Here is a 21,682-nt window from a genome sequence, read left to right as displayed (position 1 = left end):
ATTCTGCATTGGCGACGTGACGCAGGTGTGGTTGGATACGACTTAATCCCCTCCGTCCCCTTTTTTCGCATGAATCTTGTTGATCGCTTCCTGTCTGGCCTTGTTCCGCGTCTGCCTGCCGACGATGCCGCCCAGTGGGCTTGGGTCCAGGGCGCCAGCGCCGAATACCTGCAGCGCCTGCGTGCGCAGTGGCCGCAGGTGCCGGACAGCCTGGCGGAACTGTTGTCCCGCGTGGATGGTACCCATTTCCGCGAGTACCCCGGCGGCGAGGTCTGCGTGCTGATGCTGGGTTCAGATGTGGGCGATTACCCCTACTACCTGCGCTCGGTCGGGCAGATCTTCGAGGACCAGCAGCAGTGGGACGACAGCATCCGTTCCATCTACGAAGAGTGGCTGGATGACGAGCCGGAGATCCTGGGTGAGGGCATCGACGCCGATCTGCCGATGAACCGCCGCCTGTGCTTCTCGCACTGCATGAACAACGGCGGCACCTCGATGCTGTACCTGGATTTTGATCCCGCGCCGGGCGGTACGGTCGGCCAGGTGGTGCGCTACCTGCACGATCCGGACAGCTATGCGGTGATCGCGCCCAGCTTCGATGCGTACCTGCAGCAGTTGATCGACGGCGGCTACGCGTTCATCGATGAGGAGCAGTAGATCCACGCCATGCGTGGATGAACTTCTGAGGAGGTTGCCGGCCAGCGGCCGGCACTACCTTCAAGCGATACCCAGCCCGGGAATCGCGCTGATGCTCTCCGGGTCAAACCCAGCCAGCTCAGCGAAATGGCGGCCACGCGCCACGTAGTCACGGTAGGCGCCGAAACTAGGCGCGCCCGGCGACAGCAATACCACCCCGCCCTCAGAACCCAGCGCGGCACGTGCCAGCGCCATTGCCTCGGGCAGATCCGCCGCCGCGTGCAGACCGAAGCGACCGGCATCGGCCAGCGGCTGCAGCATCGCGTGGATGCGCGGGCCGTTGCTGCCCATCGTCACGATCTCCACCGGCGGCACGTCGTGCGCCATGTGCTGCATGAAATCGGTCCAGTCCAGGCCACGGTCATGCCCGCCCACCAGCAGCGCGATGCGCTGGCCGGCGAAGCACTCCAGCGCGGCCAGGCTGGCATGCGGCGTGGTGCTGATCGAATCGTTGACGTAGGTCAGGCCATCGGCCGCGCCGATGCGCTGCAGGCGATTCGGCAGCGGACGGAAATCCTGCACCGCCGGTGCCAGCGCCACGGCGTCCAGCCCCAGCGCTTCCAGCGCCGCCAGTACCGCACAAAGGTTGCCGCGGTTGTGGCGACCCGGCAGCGGCGTGTTGCGGGTATCGAACACCGCCTGCTCGCCGCGATGCACGATGTCACCGCGCATGTGCCAGCCCTGCGGCTGGTTGAACCAGACCACTTCGCTATCGGGCAGCGACAGCGCAGCCAGATGCGGATCGGCGGCATTGAGCACGGCGATGCGCGGTGCGGCTTCAGTCACCAGCCGCAGCTTGTCCTCGATGTAACGCTGCTCGCTGCCGTGCCAATCCAGGTGCTCCGGGAACAGGTTCAGCACCACCGCCACCTGCGGATGGGCGCCACTGCGCGCCACTTCGCCGGTCTGGTAGCTGGACAGTTCCACCGCCCAGTACGCGGGCGCGGGCTGCGGGTCCAGCACTTCCAGTAGCGGCAGGCCGATGTTGCCGACCAGGCCGGTGCGGTGGCCGGCGGCACGCAGCAGGTGCGCGACCAGCGCGGTGGTGGTGCTCTTGCCCTTGGTGCCGGTCACGCACACGGTGTCGTGCACGATGCCATCGGCACCTGCATGTTCGGCAAACCACAGCGCGGTGCCACCGATGAAGGTGGTGCCCTGCCCCGCCGCCGCCAGCGCGACCGGCTGGTAGGGGCTGATGCCGGGCGACTTGATCACCACGTCGAACGCGGCCAGCGCTTCAGCAGAAGGCTCGCCACGCACATCCAGCACGCCCTGTGTTTCCGCACGCGCGGCCTCGACTTCTGCCGCCGGGCAGAACAGGCTCAGCGGCAGCGTGGGCAGGCGCTCGCGCAGCACCGCAAACGCGGCGCGGCCCTCACGGCCCCAGCCCCACAGCGCAACGCGCTTTCCTTCAAGCTTCGAAATCTTCACGCACCCGTTCCCACAGCGCAGCCGGAACGCGATGCTCGCCCTGCAGCTGCAGCAGCGGTGCCAGTTCCAGTTCGGCGGCATCCAGCTGCGGCTGGATCTCATTGCAGAAGCGCTTCACCAGCACGTCTTCCTTCCACTCCGGGCGCTGCGCCAGGGTCGCCATCGCCGCACGCGATTCGCGGCCTTCGCCCACGCACTCGAACGGCTTGTGGTCCTGGAATTCCAGCAGCGCGTCGAAGCCGCCGGCCTGCTCGGCATCGTCCAGCAGGTTGCGGCCGAAGATGCGCACCAGGCGCGTCTTGGGCATGAACGGGGCCAGCGCCATGAACACGAAATGGCACTTCGGGCAGACACCGCACCAGCGGTTCACCGGGCGCTCGCCGAGGATGTGGAAGTTACGGTTGCAGCTGGAGAAATGCGCGTCGTAGAAATCGGTCTTGGCGAACTGGCGGGCCACTGCCAGCTCCGACATCGGGCGCAGCAGCGAGTAGTACTGCAGGTCCGCCGCTACGTGCGTCTGCACATGGCTGCCGAACGCCTGCTCGAATGCCCAGCCCTTGGACCACTGGTGGTTCACTTCGCCGGTGCCCGGAATCTGGCTGCCGTAGCTGGCCGAACGTTCGTTGGAGAACACCACCTGGTCCACGCCCTGCAGCAGCGCGGCCAGCACCATGATCGCCGAGTTCACCGCAGTGACCGGGATATGCCCGTTCCACGCACCCTGGCGGTTCAGCTCGAACAGTTCCGGCGCCAGCGCGCGGCCCAGGTTCAGCGTCGGCAGGCCGGTGCGTTCAGCGCAGGCACGGATCAGCTGCGAGCCACCGATCCAGGTCACCGTCTCGTCCACGCCGGCACGGCGCAGCGCTTCGATGCTGACCAGCGAATCCTTGCCGCCACCGATCGCCACCAGCGCGTGCGGCTGCAGGCCCAGCACCGGCGCCTGCACTGCCTCGCCCTGCACCGGCAGGCGGAAGCGCCCGCGCAGGTTCAGGCCGTTGCGGTAGGCAAATTCACCCAGGCCATTGAGGTAGACCGTCTCCACCAGCGCAGCGGTATCGGCATCGATGGCGTAGCTGTCGATGCTGACCGTCTCCGGCACGCCCGCCTTGTAGTAGCTGACACCGGCGATCAGGTGCAGCAGCTGCAGCGCGCGCTGCACAGCGGCGGTACGCGCTTCGTCCAGCACGAACGGGGCGCCCGGCACGGTGATGGTTTCCACCATCTCCGGGCCGTCATCAAAGGCGTAGACCAGCTTGGCCACGCCGGTGTCCGCGGCGAATTCGCAGCGGACGAAGCGGAAGCGGGAAACCTGGTGTTTGTCGAAAGCAGTCATGGTGTATCCGGTCAGGCACGGGCCCGCGCGATGGCGCGGGGCGTGTCGGTGGGCGGGTGCAGGGCGCGCGCGGTGGTCATTCGATCACGTCTTCGCGCGGCAGCATCCGCTGGTTGTAGGTGTTGGCCATCGAATAGCCATAGGCGCCGGCATCGGCGATCAGCATCACGTCGTCCGGCGCGGTCGACACCGGCAGCTTGCGGCGCTTGCCGAACACATCGCTGGATTCGCAGATCGGGCCGACCACATCGAACGCCGCTTCGGCATAACCGCCCTGGCGGCTGAGGTTCTCGATGTCGTGCCAGGCGTCGTACAGGGCCGGCCGCATCAGTGCGTTCATGCCGGCATCCAGGCCAACACGGCGCACGCCGTCCTTCTCCACCACCTGGGTGACATGGGTCAGCAGCACGCCGGACTCGGCCACCAGGTAGCGGCCCGGCTCGATCGCCAGGCGGAATGCCGGATGCAGCGCCTTGACCTCGGCTAGGCCCTCGGCCCAGGCGTCCAGGTCGAACGGCTCGTCTTCGTCGCTGTACGGAATCGGCAGGCCACCGCCGATATCGATGGTGTGTACGCTGCCGATGCGACGGGCGAAACCGGCCAGCTCATCGCACATCAGGCGCCAGTGCTGCGCGGTTTCCACGCCACTGCCGAGGTGCGCGTGCAGGCCGACCACGCGGCTGCCCAGATCGGTGGCCGCGCGCACGAACTCATCGACGCGGGCGATCGGCAGGCCGAACTTGGAGTCCTTGCCGCCGGTACGGACCTTGGCATGGTGGCCTTCGCCACGGCCCAGATCCACGCGCAGCCACAGCTCGCGGTTGCGGAACAGGTCCGGCCAGCGCTGCAGCGCTTCGACGTTGTCGACGGTGACGGTCACGCCCAGCGCGAACGCGGCTTCGTACTCGCTGCGCGGGCAGAAGCTGGGAGTGAACAGCACACGCTTGGGCGACAGTTCCGGCAGGTGCTGGAACACGTGCTTCAGTTCGCCGTGCGATACACACTCAAGGCCGAAGCCCTCGGCTTCCAGCAGCTGCAGGATGGCCGGGTGGCTGTTGGCCTTGATCGCGTAGTAGCGCTGGTCGATCGGCTTGATCGCCGCCAGCGCGCGGGCACGGGCGCGCACGGTCGGCAGGTGGTAGACATAGCGCGGCGTACCGGCGTCGGCCAGCTGCAGCAGGTGCGCCCGCTGGCCCCGCCACCACGGCGTGCCACGCGGGCGCACGGTGCCGGCGATCTCGCGCCAGCGTGGGCCGAACACTTCGGTCTCTTCCACCGGCATCGCACCGCTGTCGATCAGCTCGGCGTGCAGGATCGGCAGCAGGCCATCGGCATCGGCTTCGTCGATGACGAAGGTCAGGTTCAGGTCGTTGGACGACTGCGAGATCATGTGCACGCGCTCGCGGCCGAACGTGGCCCACACGTCCGACAGCTTGTGCAGCAGCGAACGCATGCCGCGGCCAACCAGGGTGATCGCCGCGCACGGCACGATCACCTTCACCTTGCAGATCTGCGACAGGTCGGCCGACAGCGCGGCCAGCACATCGGTGTTGACCAGGTTCTCGGACGGGTCCAGCGACACGGTGACGTTGGTTTCGGCCGAACCGATCAGGTCCACCGACAGGCCATGCTTCTTGAACAGGTTGAACACATCGGCCAGGAAGCCGACCTGCTGCCACATGCCGATGCCTTCCATCGACACCAGCACGATGCCGTTGCGGCGGCTGATCGCCTTCACGCCCGGGACCGGCGCAGCGCTGCCATCGATGCTGGTGCCCGGCAGTTCCGGGCGCTCGGTATCGAGGATGGCCATCGGCACGCCAGCATCGCGGCACGGCTTGATCGAGCGCGGGTGCAGCACCTTGGCGCCAGTGGTGGCGATTTCCTGCGCCTCGTAATAATCCAGGCGGGTCAGCAGGCGTGCGTCCGGCACGTCCTTCGGGTTGGCACTGAACATGCCCGGCACATCGGTCCAGATCTCCACGCGGCTGGCACCGAGCAGCGCACCGAAGTACGCCGCCGAGGTATCCGAGCCACCACGGCCGAGGATGGCGGTACCACCATCGGCATGCCGCGAAATGAAGCCCTGGGTGATCAGCAGGCGGGTCGGCTGCGCGCGGAAGCGCTGCATCCACTCCGCATCGGCACGCCACTGGCAGTTCACCGACAGCCGCTGCGACCAGTCGCTCTGGTTCGGCTGCGGCGGCATCGCGTCCAGCCACTGGCGGGCATCCATCCAGCCCATGTCCAGGCCCGAAGCGTGCAGATAAGCCGCGCCCAGGGTGGAGGACAGCAGTTCGCCCTGGCCCAGCACTTCGGCCTGCCACTGCAGCGGCCGGGTGGCCGCGCGCGCGTCGTCGAGCAGCCCCTGCAGCGCCGCCAGGCGCTCGGCCAGCACCTCGCGGCCCAGGCCGAGTTCAACCAGGAAGGCCTCGTGGCGTTCGACCAGCGCCGCCACGCGATCACGGCTGTCCGGCGCGCCATCGGCGATCGCGGTCAGTTCGTTGGTGACCCCGGACAGCGCCGAAACCACCACCAGCACGCGCGAGCCGGTCTCTTCCGCACGTTTTTTCGCCAGCTTCCCGATCGTGTCCCAGCGATGACGACGCGACACCGAGGTGCCGCCGAACTTCAGTACGATCCAACGATCGACAAGGGGGGAAGCTGACATGGATTGGCTATGTAGAATGTGGGGAAGCCGCCCTCGGGGGCGGAACCTTTGATTCTAAGCGCAATATCCCCGTAGATGGCCGTCCTCCGTTACCTGCAGCTCGATGTCTTCGCCCCCCGCCCCGGCACCGGCAACCCACTGGGCGTCATCCTGGACGCCGACGAGCTCTCCAGCAGCCAGATGCAGGCCCTGGCCGCCTGGCTGAACCTGTCCGAGACGGTGTTCTTCCTGCGCCCCAGTGCGCCGGGCGCCGACTACCACATCCGCATCTTCACCCCGACCCGCGAGCTGGCATTTGCCGGCCACCCCAGCGTCGGCGCCGCCTGGGCGGCGGTGACCTGCGGCCTGGCGCATCCACGCGACGGTGCCCTGCTGCAGCAATGCGCGGCGGGGTTGCTGCCGGTACGGGTGAGCGGCCCGGCCGAGGCGCTGCAGATCCAACTGGCCAGCCCACCGGCGCAGCAACTGGACACAGCGGCGGACGGAGCGCCGGAAACGCTGCTGGCGCTGGCTGCCAGCGGGCACGTACCCGAACTATGGGACAACGGCGCTCGCTGGTGGCTGCTGCCGCTGCGCGACGCCTCCGCCGTACGCAACCTGGTGCCGGACATGGCCGCACTGGCCGACTGGAGCCTCGCCACTGATGCCACCGGCCTGGCCGTGTTCGCCGACGAGGCCGGCAGCGACCACACCCGTGTGGTGCGCGCCTTCTGCCCCGCTGATGCGGCCGCCGTACCGGAGGACCCGGTTACCGGCAGCGCCAATGCCCTGATCGGTGCCTGGCTGCGGCAGCGCGATGCCCTGCCCGGCCGCGAGGGCCACTACGTGGCCAGCCAGGGCCGCGAAGTCGGCCGCGATGGCCGCGTGCAGGTGCAGGTCGATGCGCAGGGCACGGTCTGGATCGGCGGCCAGGTGCAGCCGGTCATCGACGGCCACATCCGCTGGTAGCCCACGGAAAAAAGGGGACGGAGGGAATTAAGTCGCTTATGGCACATGGGGCAAAAGCGACTTAATTCCCTCCGTCCCCTTTTTGGTGCCCCGCGCTACGCTATGCGGCCTGTTTACTGGAGTGCCGCCTGATGTCCACCCGCCGTTTCCTGCAGCTGGATGTGTTTACCCCGCGCGCCGGCGCCGGCAATCCGCTGGCCGTGGTGCTCGATGCCGAGGGCCTGGACGACGCCAGCATGCAGGCCATCGCGCGCTGGACGCGCCTGCCCGAGACCACCTTCGTGTTCCCGCCGCAGGTCGCCGGTGCCAGTTACCGGCTGCGCATGTTCAGCCCGCAGAAGGAAGTTCCGTTTGCCGGCCACCCCAGCGTCGGCACCGCGCATGCGGTGCTGCAGGCCGGCCTGGCCGCAGCGGTCGATGGTGTGCTGGTACAGGACGGCATTGCCGGTGCCCTGCCGCTACGCGTCAGCGGTGAGGGTGCGCAGCAGCGCATCGCCATCCGCACGCCGCGCGCGCAGCTGGCCGAGACTGCCGAGGCGACCGATCCACGCCTGCAGGCGGCGCTGAAGGACTGGCCGCTGGGCACGCTGCCGCCGGCGCGGATGCAGGGCGGACGCAGCTGGTGGGTGGTGCAGGTGGCCGATGAGGCCGCATTGCGCGCATTGCAGCCGGACTGGGATGCGGTGGCCGCACTGGCCGAGTCCACCGACAGCATGGGCGTGTTCGCCTATGCCTTCAGCGATGGCGGTGAGGGCTTCGATCTGGCGGTACGTGCCTTCGTCGGCAATGGACGCCGCTTCGAGGACGCCGCCTCCGGTGCTGCCAATGCGGTGCTGGCCGCATGGCTGGACCTGCGCGATGCGCTGCCCCGTGGTCGCGCACCGTTCGAAGTCAGCCAGGGCCGCGAAGTCGGCCACGACGCGCGCCTGACCCTTTTCGTCGATGAAGACGGGGAAGTCTGGTCCGGTGGCCAGGTGCAGACGGTGATTACCGGCACCCTTGATTGGTGATTGTGATGGGGGGTGGTAGAGCCGAAGGCAGCGGCAGGAGCCGCTGCCAACGTCGGATGCGACGGCCCGGAGGGTGGCGGCCAGGAAGGCCGCCATAACGCTGGCCGGCTGTTACCTGGACCTCGACATCATGCGGTTGCCGGCCAGCGGCCGGCACTACCCTCAGCCCAGCTCGGCTTCCAGGCTGATCGGCACCGCGCTCAGCGCCTTGGATACCGGGCAGTTCTGCTTGGCGTCATCGGCAATCGCACGGAACTGCGTCGCGTCGATGCCCGGCACCACCGCCTTCACCTTCAGCCGGATCTGCGACAGCTGCGGGCCGCCTTCCAGCGACAGATCGACCTTGGCTTCGGTATCCAGCGAAGTCGGGGTAAAGCCGGCTTCGCCGAGCTTGGCCGACAGCGCCATGGTGAAACAGCCGGCGTGCGCGGCAGCGATCAGCTCTTCCGGATTGGTGCCCTTTTCGTCGCCGAAGCGGCTGTTGAAGCCGTAACGGGTCTTGTCCAGCAGCCCACTCTGCGGCGTGCTCAACTGCCCCTTGCCCGACTTCAGATCGCCTTCCCAGTGCGCGGTGGCGTGTCGCGAGATTCCCATGTGCTGCTCCTGCGTGACGGTGATGAACGGTCACCCTCGCACGGGAGGCGTTAGCCCAGCGTCGCTCCGCCGCACGCCACAGGTCCGCCGGAAACCGGACAACTGGTCACTTCTTCGCCAGACCGGCGCGCATTTTTCCCTTGTTTTCAGTGGTTTCGCGCATTCCTCCGATGCGCGGGCGCGGACCATCGCGCGCGCTGCCACACCCCCTTCCCCCACTGCCGGCCATGTACTGAATCGGCCTGGATATGAAAAAACATGCACTTTCCGCGCTTCGGGCTATTGGCGGCGCCCGAGAGTTGCCCTACATTGCGCTTGCCGACGGGGTTCGGCGCCGACCAAACAACCAACCGTTCACGGAACAGGAAACCATGGCAAAGACCGCTAAGAAGGCTGCCCCGAAGAAGGCAGTGAAGAAAGTCGCGACGAAGGCAGCCGCCAAGCCGGCCGCTCCGAAGCCGATCAAGGAAGTGCTGACCAAGTCCGGCCTGGTTGCACACATCGCTGAAGCCTCCGGCGTCATCGCCAAGGACGTCCGCGCTGTGCTGGCCTCGCTTGAAAGCGCCGTCGCCTCCTCGGTGCACAAGAAGGGCGCTGGCTCCTTCACCCTGCCGGGCCTGCTGAAGATCACCACCGTCAATGTGCCGGCCAAGCCGAAGCGCAAGGGCATCAACCCGTTCACCAAGGAAGAGCAGTGGTTCGCTGCCAAGCCGGCCACCACCAAGCTGAAGGTGCGTCCGCTGAAGAAGCTGAAGGACGCCGCGCTGTAAGCGCGCGCCCCAACGCGGATTCCGACGGGACGGCTCTGGCCGTCCCGTTTTTTTTTGTCCCAACCACAGCCCGCAACACAGCGTTGCCGCATCCCCGGGAATGCGCGTACAGGCCCGTCGCCATTGGCTGGGCGTGGTCCATTGCGGCCCCGGAACGTACCGGGTGGAACACTGCGTGCAGCCCCGGCCATCGCCGCCGGGCACGGCCTTGCCTAAGGTGGGCACATCCTCCACAGCTACGGCGAGCACACCCTCATGGCCAGCCCCTCCACCCGCTACCGGATCTCGGTGACCCCCATCGAAAAGGACGGGTTGCAGTGCACCGGGCGCTGCACCATCGAACTGGAACATCGCGCAAGCCGCGACCTGATGCGCCTGCTGGAAGCGGCGCCGCGCACCGCTGGTATCAGCGGCGACGAGCGCGCGACGCTGGTGATCGCCACCCAGCTGCTGCGCGACATCGTGCAGCGCCACGCCGACACCGAAGGGCATGCCCTGGCCGCCATCGCCACGCAGGTGCTGCCGGCGCTGGATGCACTGGAACAGCTGCCCTCCTCCCGCTGATCGCGGAACAGCCGATACACTGCCTCCTTCCGTTCGCCTCGGGGAGGAGGCAGACATGCGCAGGTTCCTGATACTGCTCGCACCGCTGGTGCTGCTGGCCTGTTCCCGGCCGACATCGCAATCCGATCCAGCGGATGCCACACCGTCGGCCACGGCCGAGGCGGCTGCCCGCACGAAGTCACAGACCGCCGCAGAAGGCGATGCACCGGCCGTGCAGGCCATCGATGTCGATCCCCTGTTTGCCGCCGTCGCGGCCGAGGCCGAGCTGCCGGCGGGAATGCTCAATGCCTATGTCATGGCCCTGCTCAATCGCGATCGCAAGGCCGTCGACGCCGCGTGGACATTCCCGCCCAGCGATGCACGACGCGCCGACGATGCCGCATTGCGCCAGCTCACGGACGTGCGCAGCCTGCGCCTGACCAGCGAACTACCGATCGCGCGCGACGGTCACCAGCCGCCGCAGCTGCTGGAGGTTCCGGTGCAGATCCGCGCAGTGACCCCTGAGGGCACCTTCCGCTTCGGTGGCTGGTACCGGGTGCAACCCCGTGCCGATGGCCGCGCCTGGCAGATCCAGTCGGCGCAACTGCGGCCAACGCTGGACTGAACCGTTGCAGCGGCATGCACGCGCGATTCAGCCGGCACGGCTACTCTTTGATTCGTCCATTCATATCCACCGGTCACCGCCATGCGCCTGCGTTCCCTGATGACCCGCCTCGCGGCCTCCACCGTGCTGATCGCCGCTGCGATCGGCGCCCAGGCCGCCCCTTCCATCTCCGGCCGCGAACTGTCGGTCGGCGCCAGTGACGTGCAGCAGTACCTCGATGGCAGCTTCCCACGCACCCAGGACGCCCTCGGCGGCCTGATCGCGCTGACCATGAGCCATCCACAGCTGAGCCTTCCGGCCGGCGAACGGTTGAACCTGGGCATGGATGTGGCACTGGCCACCGCCGGTGGCAACCCGGCCAAGCTGGGCACGGTGAAGCTTAGCAGTGGACTGCGCTACGACGCGCAGACCCAGGGCTTCCACCTGCAGCAGCCGAGCGTGGATGACTTCACCCCGGCCAACCAGGGCGGTCGCCTCGATTCGCGCACCCGCGGCCTGCTCAATGCCTGGCTGAGCGATTACGCCCAGCGCGAACCGATCTACAAGCTGGACCCGGCCGTGGCCGGCCTGCTCGGCGCCCTGCAGGTGCAGTCGGCGCAGGTGAAGAACGGCAAGCTGGTGGTCACCTTCAACCAGAACCTGGGCAACCTGGTGCCGGCAGGCGTGCTGGGTAAGTAAGGTAGTGCCGGCCGCTGGCCGGCACGCTTTTCACATGTGTGCCGGCCAGCGGCCGGCACTACCCGCTGCGGGTCAGCGCTTGGGCTGCAGCATGGTGCCGGTGCACTTGGGCGAGCCGCAGCGGCACTCCCAGATCTTCTTCAGCTTGGCGGTGTGGCGCTCAGCCAGGGTGATGCCGTAGTTGTAGGTCAACTCTTCGCCGGCCTTGATGTCACGCAGCGCCTCGATGAACACCTTGTCGCCGCGGCTGTCGCCGTCCTCGTCTTCCTCGATCACCGCCTCGCAGTTCGGGTCGCAGCTGTGGTTGATCCAGCGCGCGTCATTGCCCTTGTAGTTGGCATCGATCACCCAGTCGTCGTTGAGGGTGAACAGGAAGGTATGGCCACTTTCGACGTCGCCGCTGTCATCGGCATCAACGTCGCCGTGGCTGCGCAGCAGGCCCTTGTACTGGATCACGCGCTCGCCCTGCTTGATCGGGGCCACGGCGAACACGCCGTTGCCATGGATGGCGGACTTGCGGGCTTGGATCTTCTTCGGCATCGGCACGGGCTGTTTGCAGCGAATGGAACAGGGATTCTCGCCCATTCCGGGTGATTGCGAAAATCACCCCGTTGGCGCAGCATTGCGCCCTGGCAACGGCCCCGGTGTGTCCTCCCGGCCCGGCCCCAGCGCCGGCTGAATGCCCGGGTTGGATGGCGGCGAATAAAAGCGTACAATTTCAGTCCGCTTTAAGAACCACTCGCATCCCCATGTTGCGCGTCACCAAACTCACCGATTACGCCACCGTCGTGCTGACCGTGCTCGCCGCCCGTCCGGGCGAGGTGCTCAGTGCCACCGAGCTGGCCGAATTCACCGGTCTGGAGCCGCCCACCGTCAGCAAGGTGCTCAAGCCGCTGGCCCAGGCCGGCCTGGTTGAAGGCCTGCGCGGCGTGCGTGGCGGCTACCGCCTGACCCGCCCGGCCATCGAGATCTCGCTGTTCGAAGTGGTCGAAGCGATGGAGGGGCCACTGGCCCTGACCGAATGCAGCCACGACCACCACCAGTGCGGCATGGCGCCCAAGTGCGGCGCGCGCAGCAGCTGGCGGTTGATCAACGACGTGGTCTCCGAGGCCCTGCGCGATGTCACCCTTGCGCAGATCCTGCCCCCTCTCCCCCTTGCCGATGACGAACAGCGCCGCACCATCGCTGTCGACGTCGTCTCCTGATCCGTAGGCAGCCCCCCCATGGCCACCGAAACCATCGAAAACGTCGCCCACGACGACACCCCCAACCGCGAGATCCACGAGCAGCTCGGCCGCAAGTATTCGGCCGGCTTCATCACCGAGATCGAATCGGACTCCCTGCCGCCGGGCCTGGACGAGGACACCATCCGTGCCCTGTCGGCCAAGAAGGAAGAGCCGGAGTGGATGACGCAGTGGCGCCTGGACGCCTACCGCCACTTCCTGACCATGCCGATGCCGGACTGGGCCAAGCTGGAGATCGCGCCGATCGATCTGCAGGCGCTCAGCTACTACTCCGCGCCGAAGGGCCCGAAGTACGCCTCGCTGGATGACGTGCCGAAGGAACTGCTCGACACCTACGACAAGCTGGGCGTGCCGCTGCACGAGCGTGCCAAGCTGGCCGGCGTGGCGGTGGACGCGGTGTTCGACTCGGTGTCCGTCGGCACCACGTTCCGCAAGGAACTGGCCGAGAAGGGCATCATTTTCTGCTCGATGTCCGAGGCCATCAAGGAACACCCGGAACTGGTCCGCCAGTACCTGGGCACCGTGGTGCCGGTGGGCGACAACTACTTCGCCGCGCTCAACTCGGCGGTGTTCTCCGATGGCAGCTTCGTGTTCATTCCCAAAGGCGTTCGCTGCCCGATGGAACTGAGCACCTACTTCCGCATCAATGCCGGCCACACCGGCCAGTTCGAGCGCACCCTCATCGTGTGCGAGGACAAGGCCTACGTGTCCTACCTGGAAGGCTGCACCGCGCCGATGCGCGACGAGAACCAGCTGCACGCTGCGGTGGTCGAGCTGGTCGCGCTGGAAGACGCGGAGATCAAGTACTCCACCGTGCAGAACTGGTACCCGGGCGACGAGAACGGCGTCGGCGGCATCTACAACTTCGTCACCAAGCGTGCCGAGTGCCGTGGTGCGCGCAGCAAGGTCACCTGGACCCAGGTCGAAACCGGCTCGGCGATCACCTGGAAGTACCCGTCCTGCGTGCTGCTGGGCGACGACTCGGTCGGTGAGTTCCACTCCGTGGCGCTGACCCATCACCGCCAGCAGGCCGACACCGGCACCAAGATGATCCACGTCGGCAAGCGCACCAAGAGCAAGATCGTCAGCAAGGGCATCAGCGCCGGCCGCGGCCAGAACACCTACCGCGGCCTGGTGCGTGTGGACCGCAATGCCGATGGCGCGCGCAACTACACCCAGTGCGATTCGCTGCTGATCGGCAAGCAGTGCGGCGCGCACACCTTCCCCTACATCGAGGTGAAGAACCCGGGCGCCACCGTCGAGCACGAGGCCACCACCTCGAAGATTTCCGACGACCAGCTGTTCTACTGCCGCGCCCGTGGCATCAGCCAGGAAGACGCGGTGTCGATGATCGTCGACGGCTTCTGCAAGCAGGTGTTCCGCGAACTGCCGATGGAGTTCGCGGTGGAAGCCAAGAAGCTGCTGGAAGTCTCGCTGGAAGGTTCGGTGGGCTGACCGCCCGCCCCTGCCCCTCGCAAACGCATTCTCTTTACCGGCGGGCCGCGGCCCGCCCCACGGAAACCCCCACCATGCTGAAGATCGAAAACCTCCACGCCCGCATCGGCGACAAGGAAATCCTCAAGGGCCTGTCGCTGGACGTCCAGCCGGGCCAGGTGCACGCCATCATGGGCCCGAACGGCGCCGGCAAGTCCACCCTGGGCAATGTCCTGGCCGGCCGCGACGGCTACGAAGTGACCGAAGGCAGCGTGCAGTTCGACGGCGTCGACCTGCTGGAGCAGGACCCGGAAGCGCGCGCCGCTGCCGGCCTGTTCCTGGCGTTCCAGTACCCGGTGGAAATCCCGGGCGTGAACAACACCTACTTCCTGCGCGCGGCACTGAACGCCCAGCGCAAGGCACGTGGCGAGGAAGAACTCGATTCCATGCAGTTCCTCAAGCTGGTGCGCCAGAAGCTGGCCGTGCTGCACCTGAAGGACGAACTGCTGCACCGTGGCGTCAACGAAGGCTTCTCCGGTGGCGAGAAGAAGCGCAACGAGATCTTCCAGCTGGCCGTGCTGGAACCGAAGCTGGCGATCCTGGACGAGACCGACTCGGGCCTGGACATCGACGCGCTGAAGAGCGTGGCCGACGGCGTCAACGCACTGCGCGCCGCCGACCGCTCGTTCCTGGTCATCACCCACTACCAGCGCCTGCTGGACTACATCAAGCCGGACGTGGTGCACGTGCTGGCCGATGGCCGCATCGTCAAGAGTGGCGGCCCGGAGCTGGCACTGGAACTGGAAGCGCACGGCTATGATTTCCTGAAGGACCGGGTCGTGCCCGAGGCGGCGGTCTGATGAGCGCCCTGCTTGATTCGATGGCCCAGGCCTTCTGCGGCAGCGATGCGCGCCGCGAAGTGCTGGATGCGGCCCTGCGCGACGGCCTGCCGGCCGCCCGCAACGAAGCCTGGAAGTACACCTCGCTGCGCCAGCTGGAACGCCGTTCGTTCGCCGCGGCACCGTTGCAGGGCCCGGCGCTGGACACCGCGCTGCTGGACGACATCCCGGCGCCGCGCCTGGTGTTCGTCAACGGCCGCCTGGATGCCGCGCTGAGCGACGTGCAGGCGCTGCCGGCCGGCGTGCAGCTGCAGCCGTTGTCGGCCGCACTGGCCGCCGGTGAAGACGCCGTGCGTTTCCTCGGCCGCCGCTACGAGCGCAGCGAGGAGATCTTCGCCCGCCTGAATGCCGCGCTGGCCGATGAAGGCGTGGTGCTGCGCGTGGATGAAGGCGTACAGGTCGACGTGCCGCTGCAGCTGGTGTTCGCCAGCGTCGCCGGCGACACCGATCTGGCCTGGCACCACCGTCACCTGATCGAACTGCGTGCCGGCGCCAGCCTGGGCGTGGTCGAGCATCGCTTCAGCGTGGGTGACTCCGCCCACCTGGACAACACCGTGCTGCATGCCCACGTCGCCCGTGATGCCGTGCTCAAGCACGCCCGCGTGCAGGCCGGCAGCGCGCGCCAGACCAGCTTCCTGCGCACCGACGCGGTGCTGGCCCGCGACGCGCAGTACCACCGCGTCGACCTGGAACTGGGCGCCGCGCTCAGCCGCCATGAACTGAACGTGCGCCTGGAAGGCGACAATGCCCAGCTGACCGCCAACGGCGTGCTGCTTGGCAATGGCCGCCGCCACGTCGAAACCCGCCTGGGCATCGACCACATCGCACGCGATACCGCCTGCGAACTGCTGTGGCGCGGCGTCGCCGCCAACCGCAGCCGCGTGGTGTTCCATGGTGGCATCCAGATCCGCGAAGGCGCCGATGGCACCGACGCGAACCTGTCCAACAAGAACCTGCTGCTGTCGGCCGATGCCGAGATCGACACCCAGCCGACGCTGGTGATCGACGCCGATGAAGTGAAGGCCGCGCACGGCGCGACCGTCGGCCAGCTCGATGCCAATGCGCTGTTCTACCTGCGCTCGCGCGGCCTGCCGCAGGCCCAGGCGCAGGCACTGCTGAGCGCCGCGTTCTGCCACGAGCCGCTGAAGATCCTGCCCGACGCACTGCGTGCGCAGCTGGCACGTCGGCTGGACAAGGCCCTCGCCGAGGCGGGTGTGGCATGAACCTGTCCACGCCGCGCCCGATCGAAGAACGCACCGGCGCCCCCGACTGGGACCGCGTCCGCCTCGACTTCCCGCTGCTGATGCGCGAAGTGCACGGCAAGCCGCTGGTCTATTTCGACAATGCCAACACCGGCCAGAAGCCGGTGCAGGTGATCGGCGCGGTGGACGAGTTCTACCGCCGCTACAACGCCAACGTCAGCCGCGCGGTGCATGCACTGGGCAGCGAAGCGACCGATGCCTACGAAGGCGCGCGCAACAAGCTGGCGCGCTTCCTCAACGTGCGCCCCAGCGACCTGGTGCTGTGCAGTGGCACCACCTTCGCCATCAACCTGGTGGCGTACTCGTGGGCACTGCCACGGCTGAAGGCCGGCGACGTGATCCTGATCACGCGCATGGAGCACCACGCCAACATCGTGCCGTGGCAGCTGGTCGCGCAGCGTACCGGCGCCACCATCCGCGTGGCCGAGATCACGCCTGACGGCGCACTCGATCTGGATGCGCTGCGCGCGGCAATGACCCCGGAGGTCAAGCTGCTGGCGGTCACCCATGTCTCGAACGTGCTGGGCACGGTCAACCCGGTGCGCGAGATCTGCCGCGAAGCGCGCAAGCGCGGCATCATCACCGTGGTCGATGGCTCGCAGGCGGTACCGCACCGCAAGGTCGACGTCGCTGCGATCGGCTGCGACTTCTACGCCATTACCGGCCACAAGATGTGCGGCCCGACCGGCACCGGTGCGCTGTGGGCCCGTCGCGAGCACCTGGACGCGATGCCGCCGTTCCTCGGCGGCGGCGAGATGATCAAGGAAGTCAGCTTCGACGGCACCGTGTTCAACGATGCCCCGCACAAGTTCGAAGCCGGCACCCCGAACATCGCCGGTTTCATCGGCCTGGGTGTGGCTGCCGACTACCTGCAGCAGCTTGGCCAGGAGAACGTGGAAGCCCGCGAAGCCGAACTGCTGGCGCACTTCACCGAAGAGCTGCGCCGCGTTGACGGCCTGCGTATCATCGGCGAAGCGCCGGAGAAGGCTGCGGTGGTCTCTTTCCTGATCGATGGCGCGCATGCGCACGACCTGGCGACCCTGCTCGACCTGGAAGGCGTGGCCGTGCGCTCGGGCCAACACTGCGCACACCCGCTGCTGCAGTACTTCGGCGTCGCGGCTACCTGCCGAGCTTCGCTGGCGTTCTACAACACGCATGCCGAGATCGAGCGGTTCATGACGGCATTGACGAAGGTGCGAAAGCTGCTGGGCTGAGGATTCGCCAGAATCGGGGAAGTATGAGAACGCCGCAGGAAACTGCGGCGTTTTTTATTGCGCGCTGGACGCAAGCAAGCAGAGGTGTGACCTGGAAACACCGAGTGATGCCAGGAACGGGCAATCTCACCGTAATGCCGATCCATCCACCATCAACGGCCTTGAGGCACCGTCTTTTACATGCCAACAAGCATGGATACCCCGGAGGCAATCAAGAAGACGTACATCATCACGACGCCCCTCAACACCCACCGTGCCCCCTGATGGAGCGTCTGTCCTTTGGAAGTAAGGGCAAGCACTGCAATACCGCGCAAGCACCTAAGCCACCAATCAACCTTGATGATTCCGACTGCAGCGAGTACTTCCGGCCGTTCACGCTCGATTTTAAGCAACATCCTGTGAGCCGCAAATGCGTTTATCCACATGGCACCTAGAATAATGGAAGCCAAAATGGGGAAGCTTTCAATAAACCCTGGCACTCAGCTCTTCCTTTTGAGGCTACTCCATCACATAGCACCTGCACACCCAATCTTCTACGCAGCAATCAGCTATGGAGTCGATGCGCTCAATGGCGCAAGAAGACCCTTGACGTACCCGCCGAGGCCAACTACGTCCTCAGCTGTGCCAATCAGGTCCCGTCGCATCATCTTCTCGACGTGCTCTACACCACCAAGTCGCGCGACAACATTCGCAAGGAAAGTGACATCTCCCGCAAACAACGTCACGTCCTGATCCAGCTTTACAACCCAGCGACTATTACGCGAGAACAAAAAATGATCACGCATGAAGTTCCCATCTGCCAGCCAGTACGAGCGCAGGCCATCCAGACCTCGCTCAATTTCCACGGGGCTCCCCCCGTCGGAGCACTCTGAACATCGAACCGCGCACATCGCGATATCTGCAAAGTGCTCCGAAAGTGCGCTCAGCCACGCCACCCAAACATCATTCGGAGCAAAATCCTCATACAGGTTGCGATCAAACGCCATCCCCGCCCAGTCTTCCCGGAGAAGAGGGAGATCCGGAGGGGTAGCATCCGAGAGGGATGCCGCAATGAAGTCTGGCAAGCAACATTTATTGCTCATGGCTTCTCTGACTGCACTCAAGCCCACTCATCAATACTCTGCCTAACGGCCAACACCTGTGCTTCGGCATAGCGGGGATCGCGAATACGGATATCGGCGTCATCAAGATAGTGCCATATCACGTGAGAAACCCCGATTTCATACGAAACTGACCTAAGCACGTCCTTGATAAATTCCGCCCTCTGGTACCAGCCAGACGCCTGTTCCACGGAAGCAGGCTCGGATTCAAACAGTCTCCGCAGACAGGCTAAAACGAGATTCTTTTCATCGACAGCGCTCAATTCGAAACCTCATATTCATCAACCAAGGGGAAATTCCCCCAAAGCCTATCGACGTGATCGATCAGTTCGCAATGACACAGACGCAACCGCGCAACTTGGAAAACTGAACAGCCCAGGAGTGCTATGACCTACCGTGACATCTGCGACTCTGCAAGCCATCGAGATTGTGCCCGAGCCCCTTTGTGACAAGTGTCAACCCTAACATGGGGACCATGCGATCACATGTTTGGCGCGCCTGTGGATCATCCCGCCTTTCTGCCACGGAGGCAGAAATGAAAGCACATAACGCCATTTCCGCAACCTATCACTCACTTCAGATCTTCAAGATTGACGAGCACATCTCCAAATCTCGCACGTGGCACGGGACCAGGGATTCGTAGGGAGCGAACTTCAAGGGGGGCGTGAATTTCGCCAAGCAGCAGGTCACCTGTCGAATTGTCACTCTCTCTTATCCTGAACACCCCAATTATCGAAACCCATGAATACGCGTATTCGTCAAATACGATTTGCTGCAGATCTATTGGCCCTCTAATTCGAACTTGGGTCTCCTCAGTCACTCCGGCCTCAAACAGCTCCTTGCTTGAATTCAGTACAAAAAGCTCCCGGCTCACCCCGAGATAGCCCTCCATCCGCACCAACTTTCCATCGAATAGCCGGGGCGTAGCAGCTAGTTCCCGGAAGCTGACTCGGCAAGCGGAGCTGCCCTCGACCCCACAGGTCTTTCCAGACGGTGCGCCCCCACCTTCTTGATACCTGCAACCAGCCCCATAGAAAATAAAAACAATAACCATGAAAAACCGGAAATTAAAATTCATGCCCACACTTCCGCGTCGCCATACAGCGCCATGGATACCCGCTCACTTTCTTCGCTCCACACCCACAAACCCCAAGCCCCCCCTGTCAGCCGAAAAATTCACTGAATCATTGATAGCCAAGCTCATCAACAAAAGCCCTGCACTTGGAATCCCAATCGACATGAAATGACTTCAGCTCATCGGACTGCAGTTTCCCATTGTCCGAACGATTCATTACTGCATATCCGCGCCGCCCTCTCACTGCCCCTCAGTAGCGGTGCCGTATACATCCCATCCGACCGCCGCGACGCCTTATACGGGCCACGCGCACCAATACCGCGAGTGCCGTCCGAATCAGTGGGGAGCCAGCCCTTTTTCCAGCCGACAGCTCACCCTCGACCTCTCGGCAATAGTCATCACGCACTCATTCATAGGAAGCCCACAGGTGTCCGCCGACCTGACGACACCTTGATGATCGGCCAAGACGAAATATACCCTCACCCTTTCGCTTCCAGCCTGATCAAATGATTTCCTGACATCAATTAAATGTACCCTGCATATTTGCGCTTCTGGCACGCTCCCGGAAGAACTAAAAACTGACTCGAGCGCAAGTGCGTAGTGATTAGCCGCTGCGTTTCCCGGCTCATGATTTATGACCACACCCAAACCTTCATCTCTTCCGCCACAGGCTGTAAGCCCTAACAAGCAAAGCGCCGCTACAATAATATCGACCAGCCGCCCAAAGCGATCAAGCACTTGGGAATTTTTCACTGAAATACCTCCCAAAACTTAGCGCACCCGCAATCTACATCCTTTCACAGAACCCGATCATTCGCTTCAAAATGACCGAGGCACACTGGTCTTCTTCAATGCCGCAAGTCCCCGCAGTCAAGAACTTCCCGCCGCCATCAGTCAATACATAGAAGATCCTTCTATTTCTCTGACCCTCCCGAGAGAGTTCGAGCTGCGATACCACCAACTCTGCATTCACTTCCCGCGCCCCATCCACAGGGCGCGAATGTATTACCTCATCCATATCAGCATGAATCTTCTGAGATGAGGAGCTGTCGTGGTCTTGGCTGGCCACCCGAAGAAGACAACCGCGGTCCTGCACACAGGAGGCAAGAAGCGGCATCGATAAGGCAGCAGATAGGAAAATTATGATCTTCATCGAAACCGAACCCAGTCAATTCCCCGAGAGTTGCTTATCAAGACGCTTTGCGTCAAGTCGCCCTTCGACCCTGAAGAACCCCTTGAAATCGCTAAGTCGATGTCGAGACGTCGTATCGTTACTCAGCATCGCATCCTCGTCTCGCGCGTTAATTCGCGTACCACTTCGATCAGCCATAATGTGATCGGAAGAATAGCCCTCAATCGGACTCGACGTACGACCGTCTCGCGACCCGGAGTCGCGATAGCCCTCACGCGCGCCTGCAAAATGCAGAATATCGTGGACAGCCGCACCAATCCAGTTCTCCTCAGAGCTGTCAATATGGGCCGTCCTACCCCCAATACCACCATAGACCCCCTGACCGGCACGAGGGTAATTGGCGTAGTCCTTTCCGGGCCCAAGGTTCATTGAATTTTGCCCAGCCCCGCCGGGAGCACCCAACACCTGCAGTCTCACTTTAATACCACGGTATTCGGAAGCAATCGAATCCACTCGACTCCTAATTGCCTCCACGTTGGTCTTGGTTGCGGATGGCCCTGTAAAATGAACCGGGATTACCAGGACATTTACATCTGAAAAATAGATTGCATCTGCACCATCAGGATCCACGAATTTGTATGGATTCCCATCTCCGTACCTATATCTCTGGAAGTTCGCGTAATGACTTTGAATGGCAGTGACTGGATCTACCGATAGAAATACCCCAACTCCCGGATCATAGTACCGCTGCTGCATATAGCTCAGCCCGGTCCCCGAGTCCGTCACATGCCCCGTATATCCCGGCCCATCCTTCAACGGCCGATTCACCACCGCCCCATACGGCTCATACACCGTACGCTCGATGGCGTTTCCGCTGGCATCGGTGATCGCCACCGGTGAACCCAGTGCATCAGTGTGGATGTACTCGACCACTTCCTGGGCGACTGCCGGAGCCACGCAGGCCGCCAGCACCACCACCGCGAGTACCGCCCGAATCAACAGCGAAGAGAGTCCATTCATGGC

General features: G+C 64.6%; 21 protein-coding genes. 12 read left to right on the top strand and 9 right to left on the bottom strand.

Translation table 11 applies throughout. From position 1 onward, the window contains the following. The first annotated feature begins 69 nt into the window (after positions 1-69). Complete coding sequence (locus R1L06_RS06365; RefSeq protein ID WP_317217218.1) at positions 70-657, top strand: SMI1/KNR4 family protein; 588 nt, start codon at positions 70-72, stop codon at positions 655-657. 60 nt (positions 658-717) lie between these two features. Here R1L06_RS06365 and murD read toward each other — a convergent pair whose 3' ends face one another. From murD to R1L06_RS06350, 3 genes are all read right to left on the bottom strand, one after another. Beyond that, positions 718-2,127: a UDP-N-acetylmuramoyl-L-alanine--D-glutamate ligase gene (gene murD / locus R1L06_RS06360; protein ID WP_317217217.1), complete on the bottom strand. Its 1,410-nt coding sequence runs from the start codon at positions 2,125-2,127 to the stop codon at positions 718-720. Further along, positions 2,108-3,460, bottom strand: a complete 1,353-nt coding sequence (gene murL, locus R1L06_RS06355) for a UDP-N-acetyl-alpha-D-muramoyl-L-alanyl-L-glutamate epimerase (RefSeq protein WP_317217216.1) — start codon at positions 3,458-3,460, stop codon at positions 2,108-2,110. The genes murD and murL overlap by 20 nt, the downstream gene beginning before the upstream one ends. Positions 3,461-3,536: 76 nt before the next feature. Beyond that, on the bottom strand, positions 3,537-6,131 hold the full coding sequence (locus R1L06_RS06350; protein ID WP_100437481.1) for a bifunctional aspartate kinase/diaminopimelate decarboxylase: 2,595 nt from the start codon (positions 6,129-6,131) through the stop codon (positions 3,537-3,539). Positions 6,132-6,206: 75 nt separating this feature from the next. Here R1L06_RS06350 and R1L06_RS06345 point away from each other — a divergent pair, with 75 nt between their 5' ends. Continuing rightward, the gene (locus R1L06_RS06345) at positions 6,207-7,079 is read left to right on the top strand and encodes a PhzF family phenazine biosynthesis protein (RefSeq protein ID WP_317217215.1); all 873 of its coding nucleotides are present in this window, start codon (positions 6,207-6,209) and stop codon (positions 7,077-7,079) included. A 131-nt stretch (positions 7,080-7,210) separates the two neighbouring features. Next, positions 7,211-8,089 carry a PhzF family phenazine biosynthesis protein gene (locus tag R1L06_RS06340; protein WP_317217214.1) on the top strand — a complete coding sequence of 293 codons (879 nt, stop codon included), beginning with the start codon at positions 7,211-7,213 and terminating at the stop codon, positions 8,087-8,089. Positions 8,090-8,251: 162 nt separating this feature from the next. Here the strand turns inward: R1L06_RS06340 and R1L06_RS06335 are convergent, their stop codons facing one another. Then, complete coding sequence (locus R1L06_RS06335) at positions 8,252-8,683, bottom strand: OsmC family protein (protein WP_005408443.1); 432 nt, start codon at positions 8,681-8,683, stop codon at positions 8,252-8,254. Between the two features lie 371 nt (positions 8,684-9,054). Here R1L06_RS06335 and R1L06_RS06330 point away from each other — a divergent pair, with 371 nt between their 5' ends. The 4 genes from R1L06_RS06330 (at position 9,055) to R1L06_RS06315 (ending at position 11,299) form a co-directional block, all read left to right on the top strand. Next, positions 9,055-9,453: an HU family DNA-binding protein gene (locus tag R1L06_RS06330; protein WP_010483539.1), complete on the top strand. Its 399-nt coding sequence runs from the start codon at positions 9,055-9,057 to the stop codon at positions 9,451-9,453. A gap of 255 nt (positions 9,454-9,708) precedes the next feature. After that, a complete protein-coding gene (locus R1L06_RS06325; protein ID WP_032129232.1) occupies positions 9,709-10,017 on the top strand; it encodes a DUF3861 family protein in 309 nt (102 codons plus the stop codon). Positions 10,018-10,072: 55 nt separating this feature from the next. Further along, complete coding sequence (locus R1L06_RS06320) at positions 10,073-10,621, top strand: hypothetical protein (protein ID WP_317217213.1); 549 nt, start codon at positions 10,073-10,075, stop codon at positions 10,619-10,621. An 81-nt stretch (positions 10,622-10,702) separates the two neighbouring features. Next, the gene (locus R1L06_RS06315; protein ID WP_012510326.1) at positions 10,703-11,299 is read left to right on the top strand and encodes a YceB family lipoprotein; all 597 of its coding nucleotides are present in this window, start codon (positions 10,703-10,705) and stop codon (positions 11,297-11,299) included. 72 nt (positions 11,300-11,371) lie between these two features. Here the strand turns inward: R1L06_RS06315 and R1L06_RS06310 are convergent, their stop codons facing one another. Then, positions 11,372-11,839, bottom strand: a complete 468-nt coding sequence (locus R1L06_RS06310; protein ID WP_012479369.1) for an SET domain-containing protein — start codon at positions 11,837-11,839, stop codon at positions 11,372-11,374. Positions 11,840-12,048: 209 nt separating this feature from the next. On the opposite strand from R1L06_RS06310, the gene R1L06_RS06305 reads away from it, so the two are divergent. The 5 genes from R1L06_RS06305 (at position 12,049) to R1L06_RS06285 (ending at position 17,352) form a co-directional block, all read left to right on the top strand. Next, positions 12,049-12,504, top strand: a complete 456-nt coding sequence (locus tag R1L06_RS06305) for an SUF system Fe-S cluster assembly regulator (protein ID WP_005408436.1) — start codon at positions 12,049-12,051, stop codon at positions 12,502-12,504. An 18-nt stretch (positions 12,505-12,522) separates the two neighbouring features. After that, positions 12,523-13,998, top strand: coding sequence for a Fe-S cluster assembly protein SufB (gene sufB, locus R1L06_RS06300; RefSeq protein ID WP_043396952.1), 1,476 nt, complete (start codon positions 12,523-12,525; stop codon positions 13,996-13,998). Between the two features lie 74 nt (positions 13,999-14,072). After that, positions 14,073-14,837 carry a Fe-S cluster assembly ATPase SufC gene (sufC, locus tag R1L06_RS06295; RefSeq protein WP_019337095.1) on the top strand — a complete coding sequence of 255 codons (765 nt, stop codon included), beginning with the start codon at positions 14,073-14,075 and terminating at the stop codon, positions 14,835-14,837. Then, a complete protein-coding gene (gene sufD, locus R1L06_RS06290; RefSeq protein ID WP_317217212.1) occupies positions 14,837-16,099 on the top strand; it encodes a Fe-S cluster assembly protein SufD in 1,263 nt (420 codons plus the stop codon). Before sufC ends, sufD begins: the two co-directional genes overlap by 1 nt. Further along, positions 16,096-17,352, top strand: coding sequence for a cysteine desulfurase (locus R1L06_RS06285; protein ID WP_005408431.1), 1,257 nt, complete (start codon positions 16,096-16,098; stop codon positions 17,350-17,352). Before sufD ends, R1L06_RS06285 begins: the two co-directional genes overlap by 4 nt. 548 nt (positions 17,353-17,900) lie before the next feature. Here R1L06_RS06285 and R1L06_RS06280 read toward each other — a convergent pair. The 4 genes from R1L06_RS06280 to R1L06_RS06265 all read right to left on the bottom strand — a co-directional run bounded on the left by R1L06_RS06280 (position 17,901) and on the right by R1L06_RS06265 (position 21,679). After that, positions 17,901-18,434: a hypothetical protein gene (locus R1L06_RS06280; protein WP_235202888.1), complete on the bottom strand. Its 534-nt coding sequence runs from the start codon at positions 18,432-18,434 to the stop codon at positions 17,901-17,903. A gap of 17 nt (positions 18,435-18,451) precedes the next feature. After that, positions 18,452-18,715 carry a hypothetical protein gene (locus R1L06_RS06275; protein ID WP_317217211.1) on the bottom strand — a complete coding sequence of 88 codons (264 nt, stop codon included), beginning with the start codon at positions 18,713-18,715 and terminating at the stop codon, positions 18,452-18,454. Positions 18,716-19,023: 308 nt separating this feature from the next. After that, positions 19,024-19,530, bottom strand: coding sequence for a hypothetical protein (locus R1L06_RS06270; RefSeq protein WP_152593517.1), 507 nt, complete (start codon positions 19,528-19,530; stop codon positions 19,024-19,026). 1,165 nt (positions 19,531-20,695) lie between these two features. Continuing rightward, complete coding sequence (locus tag R1L06_RS06265; RefSeq protein ID WP_317217210.1) at positions 20,696-21,679, bottom strand: RHS repeat-associated core domain-containing protein; 984 nt, start codon at positions 21,677-21,679, stop codon at positions 20,696-20,698. Positions 21,680-21,682: the final 3 nt, after the last annotated feature.

It is taken from the genome of Stenotrophomonas mexicanensis (assembly GCF_032911605.1).
GTDB lineage: Bacteria > Pseudomonadota > Gammaproteobacteria > Xanthomonadales > Xanthomonadaceae > Stenotrophomonas > Stenotrophomonas maltophilia_A.
This window is presented reverse-complemented; position numbering and strand designations above follow the sequence as displayed.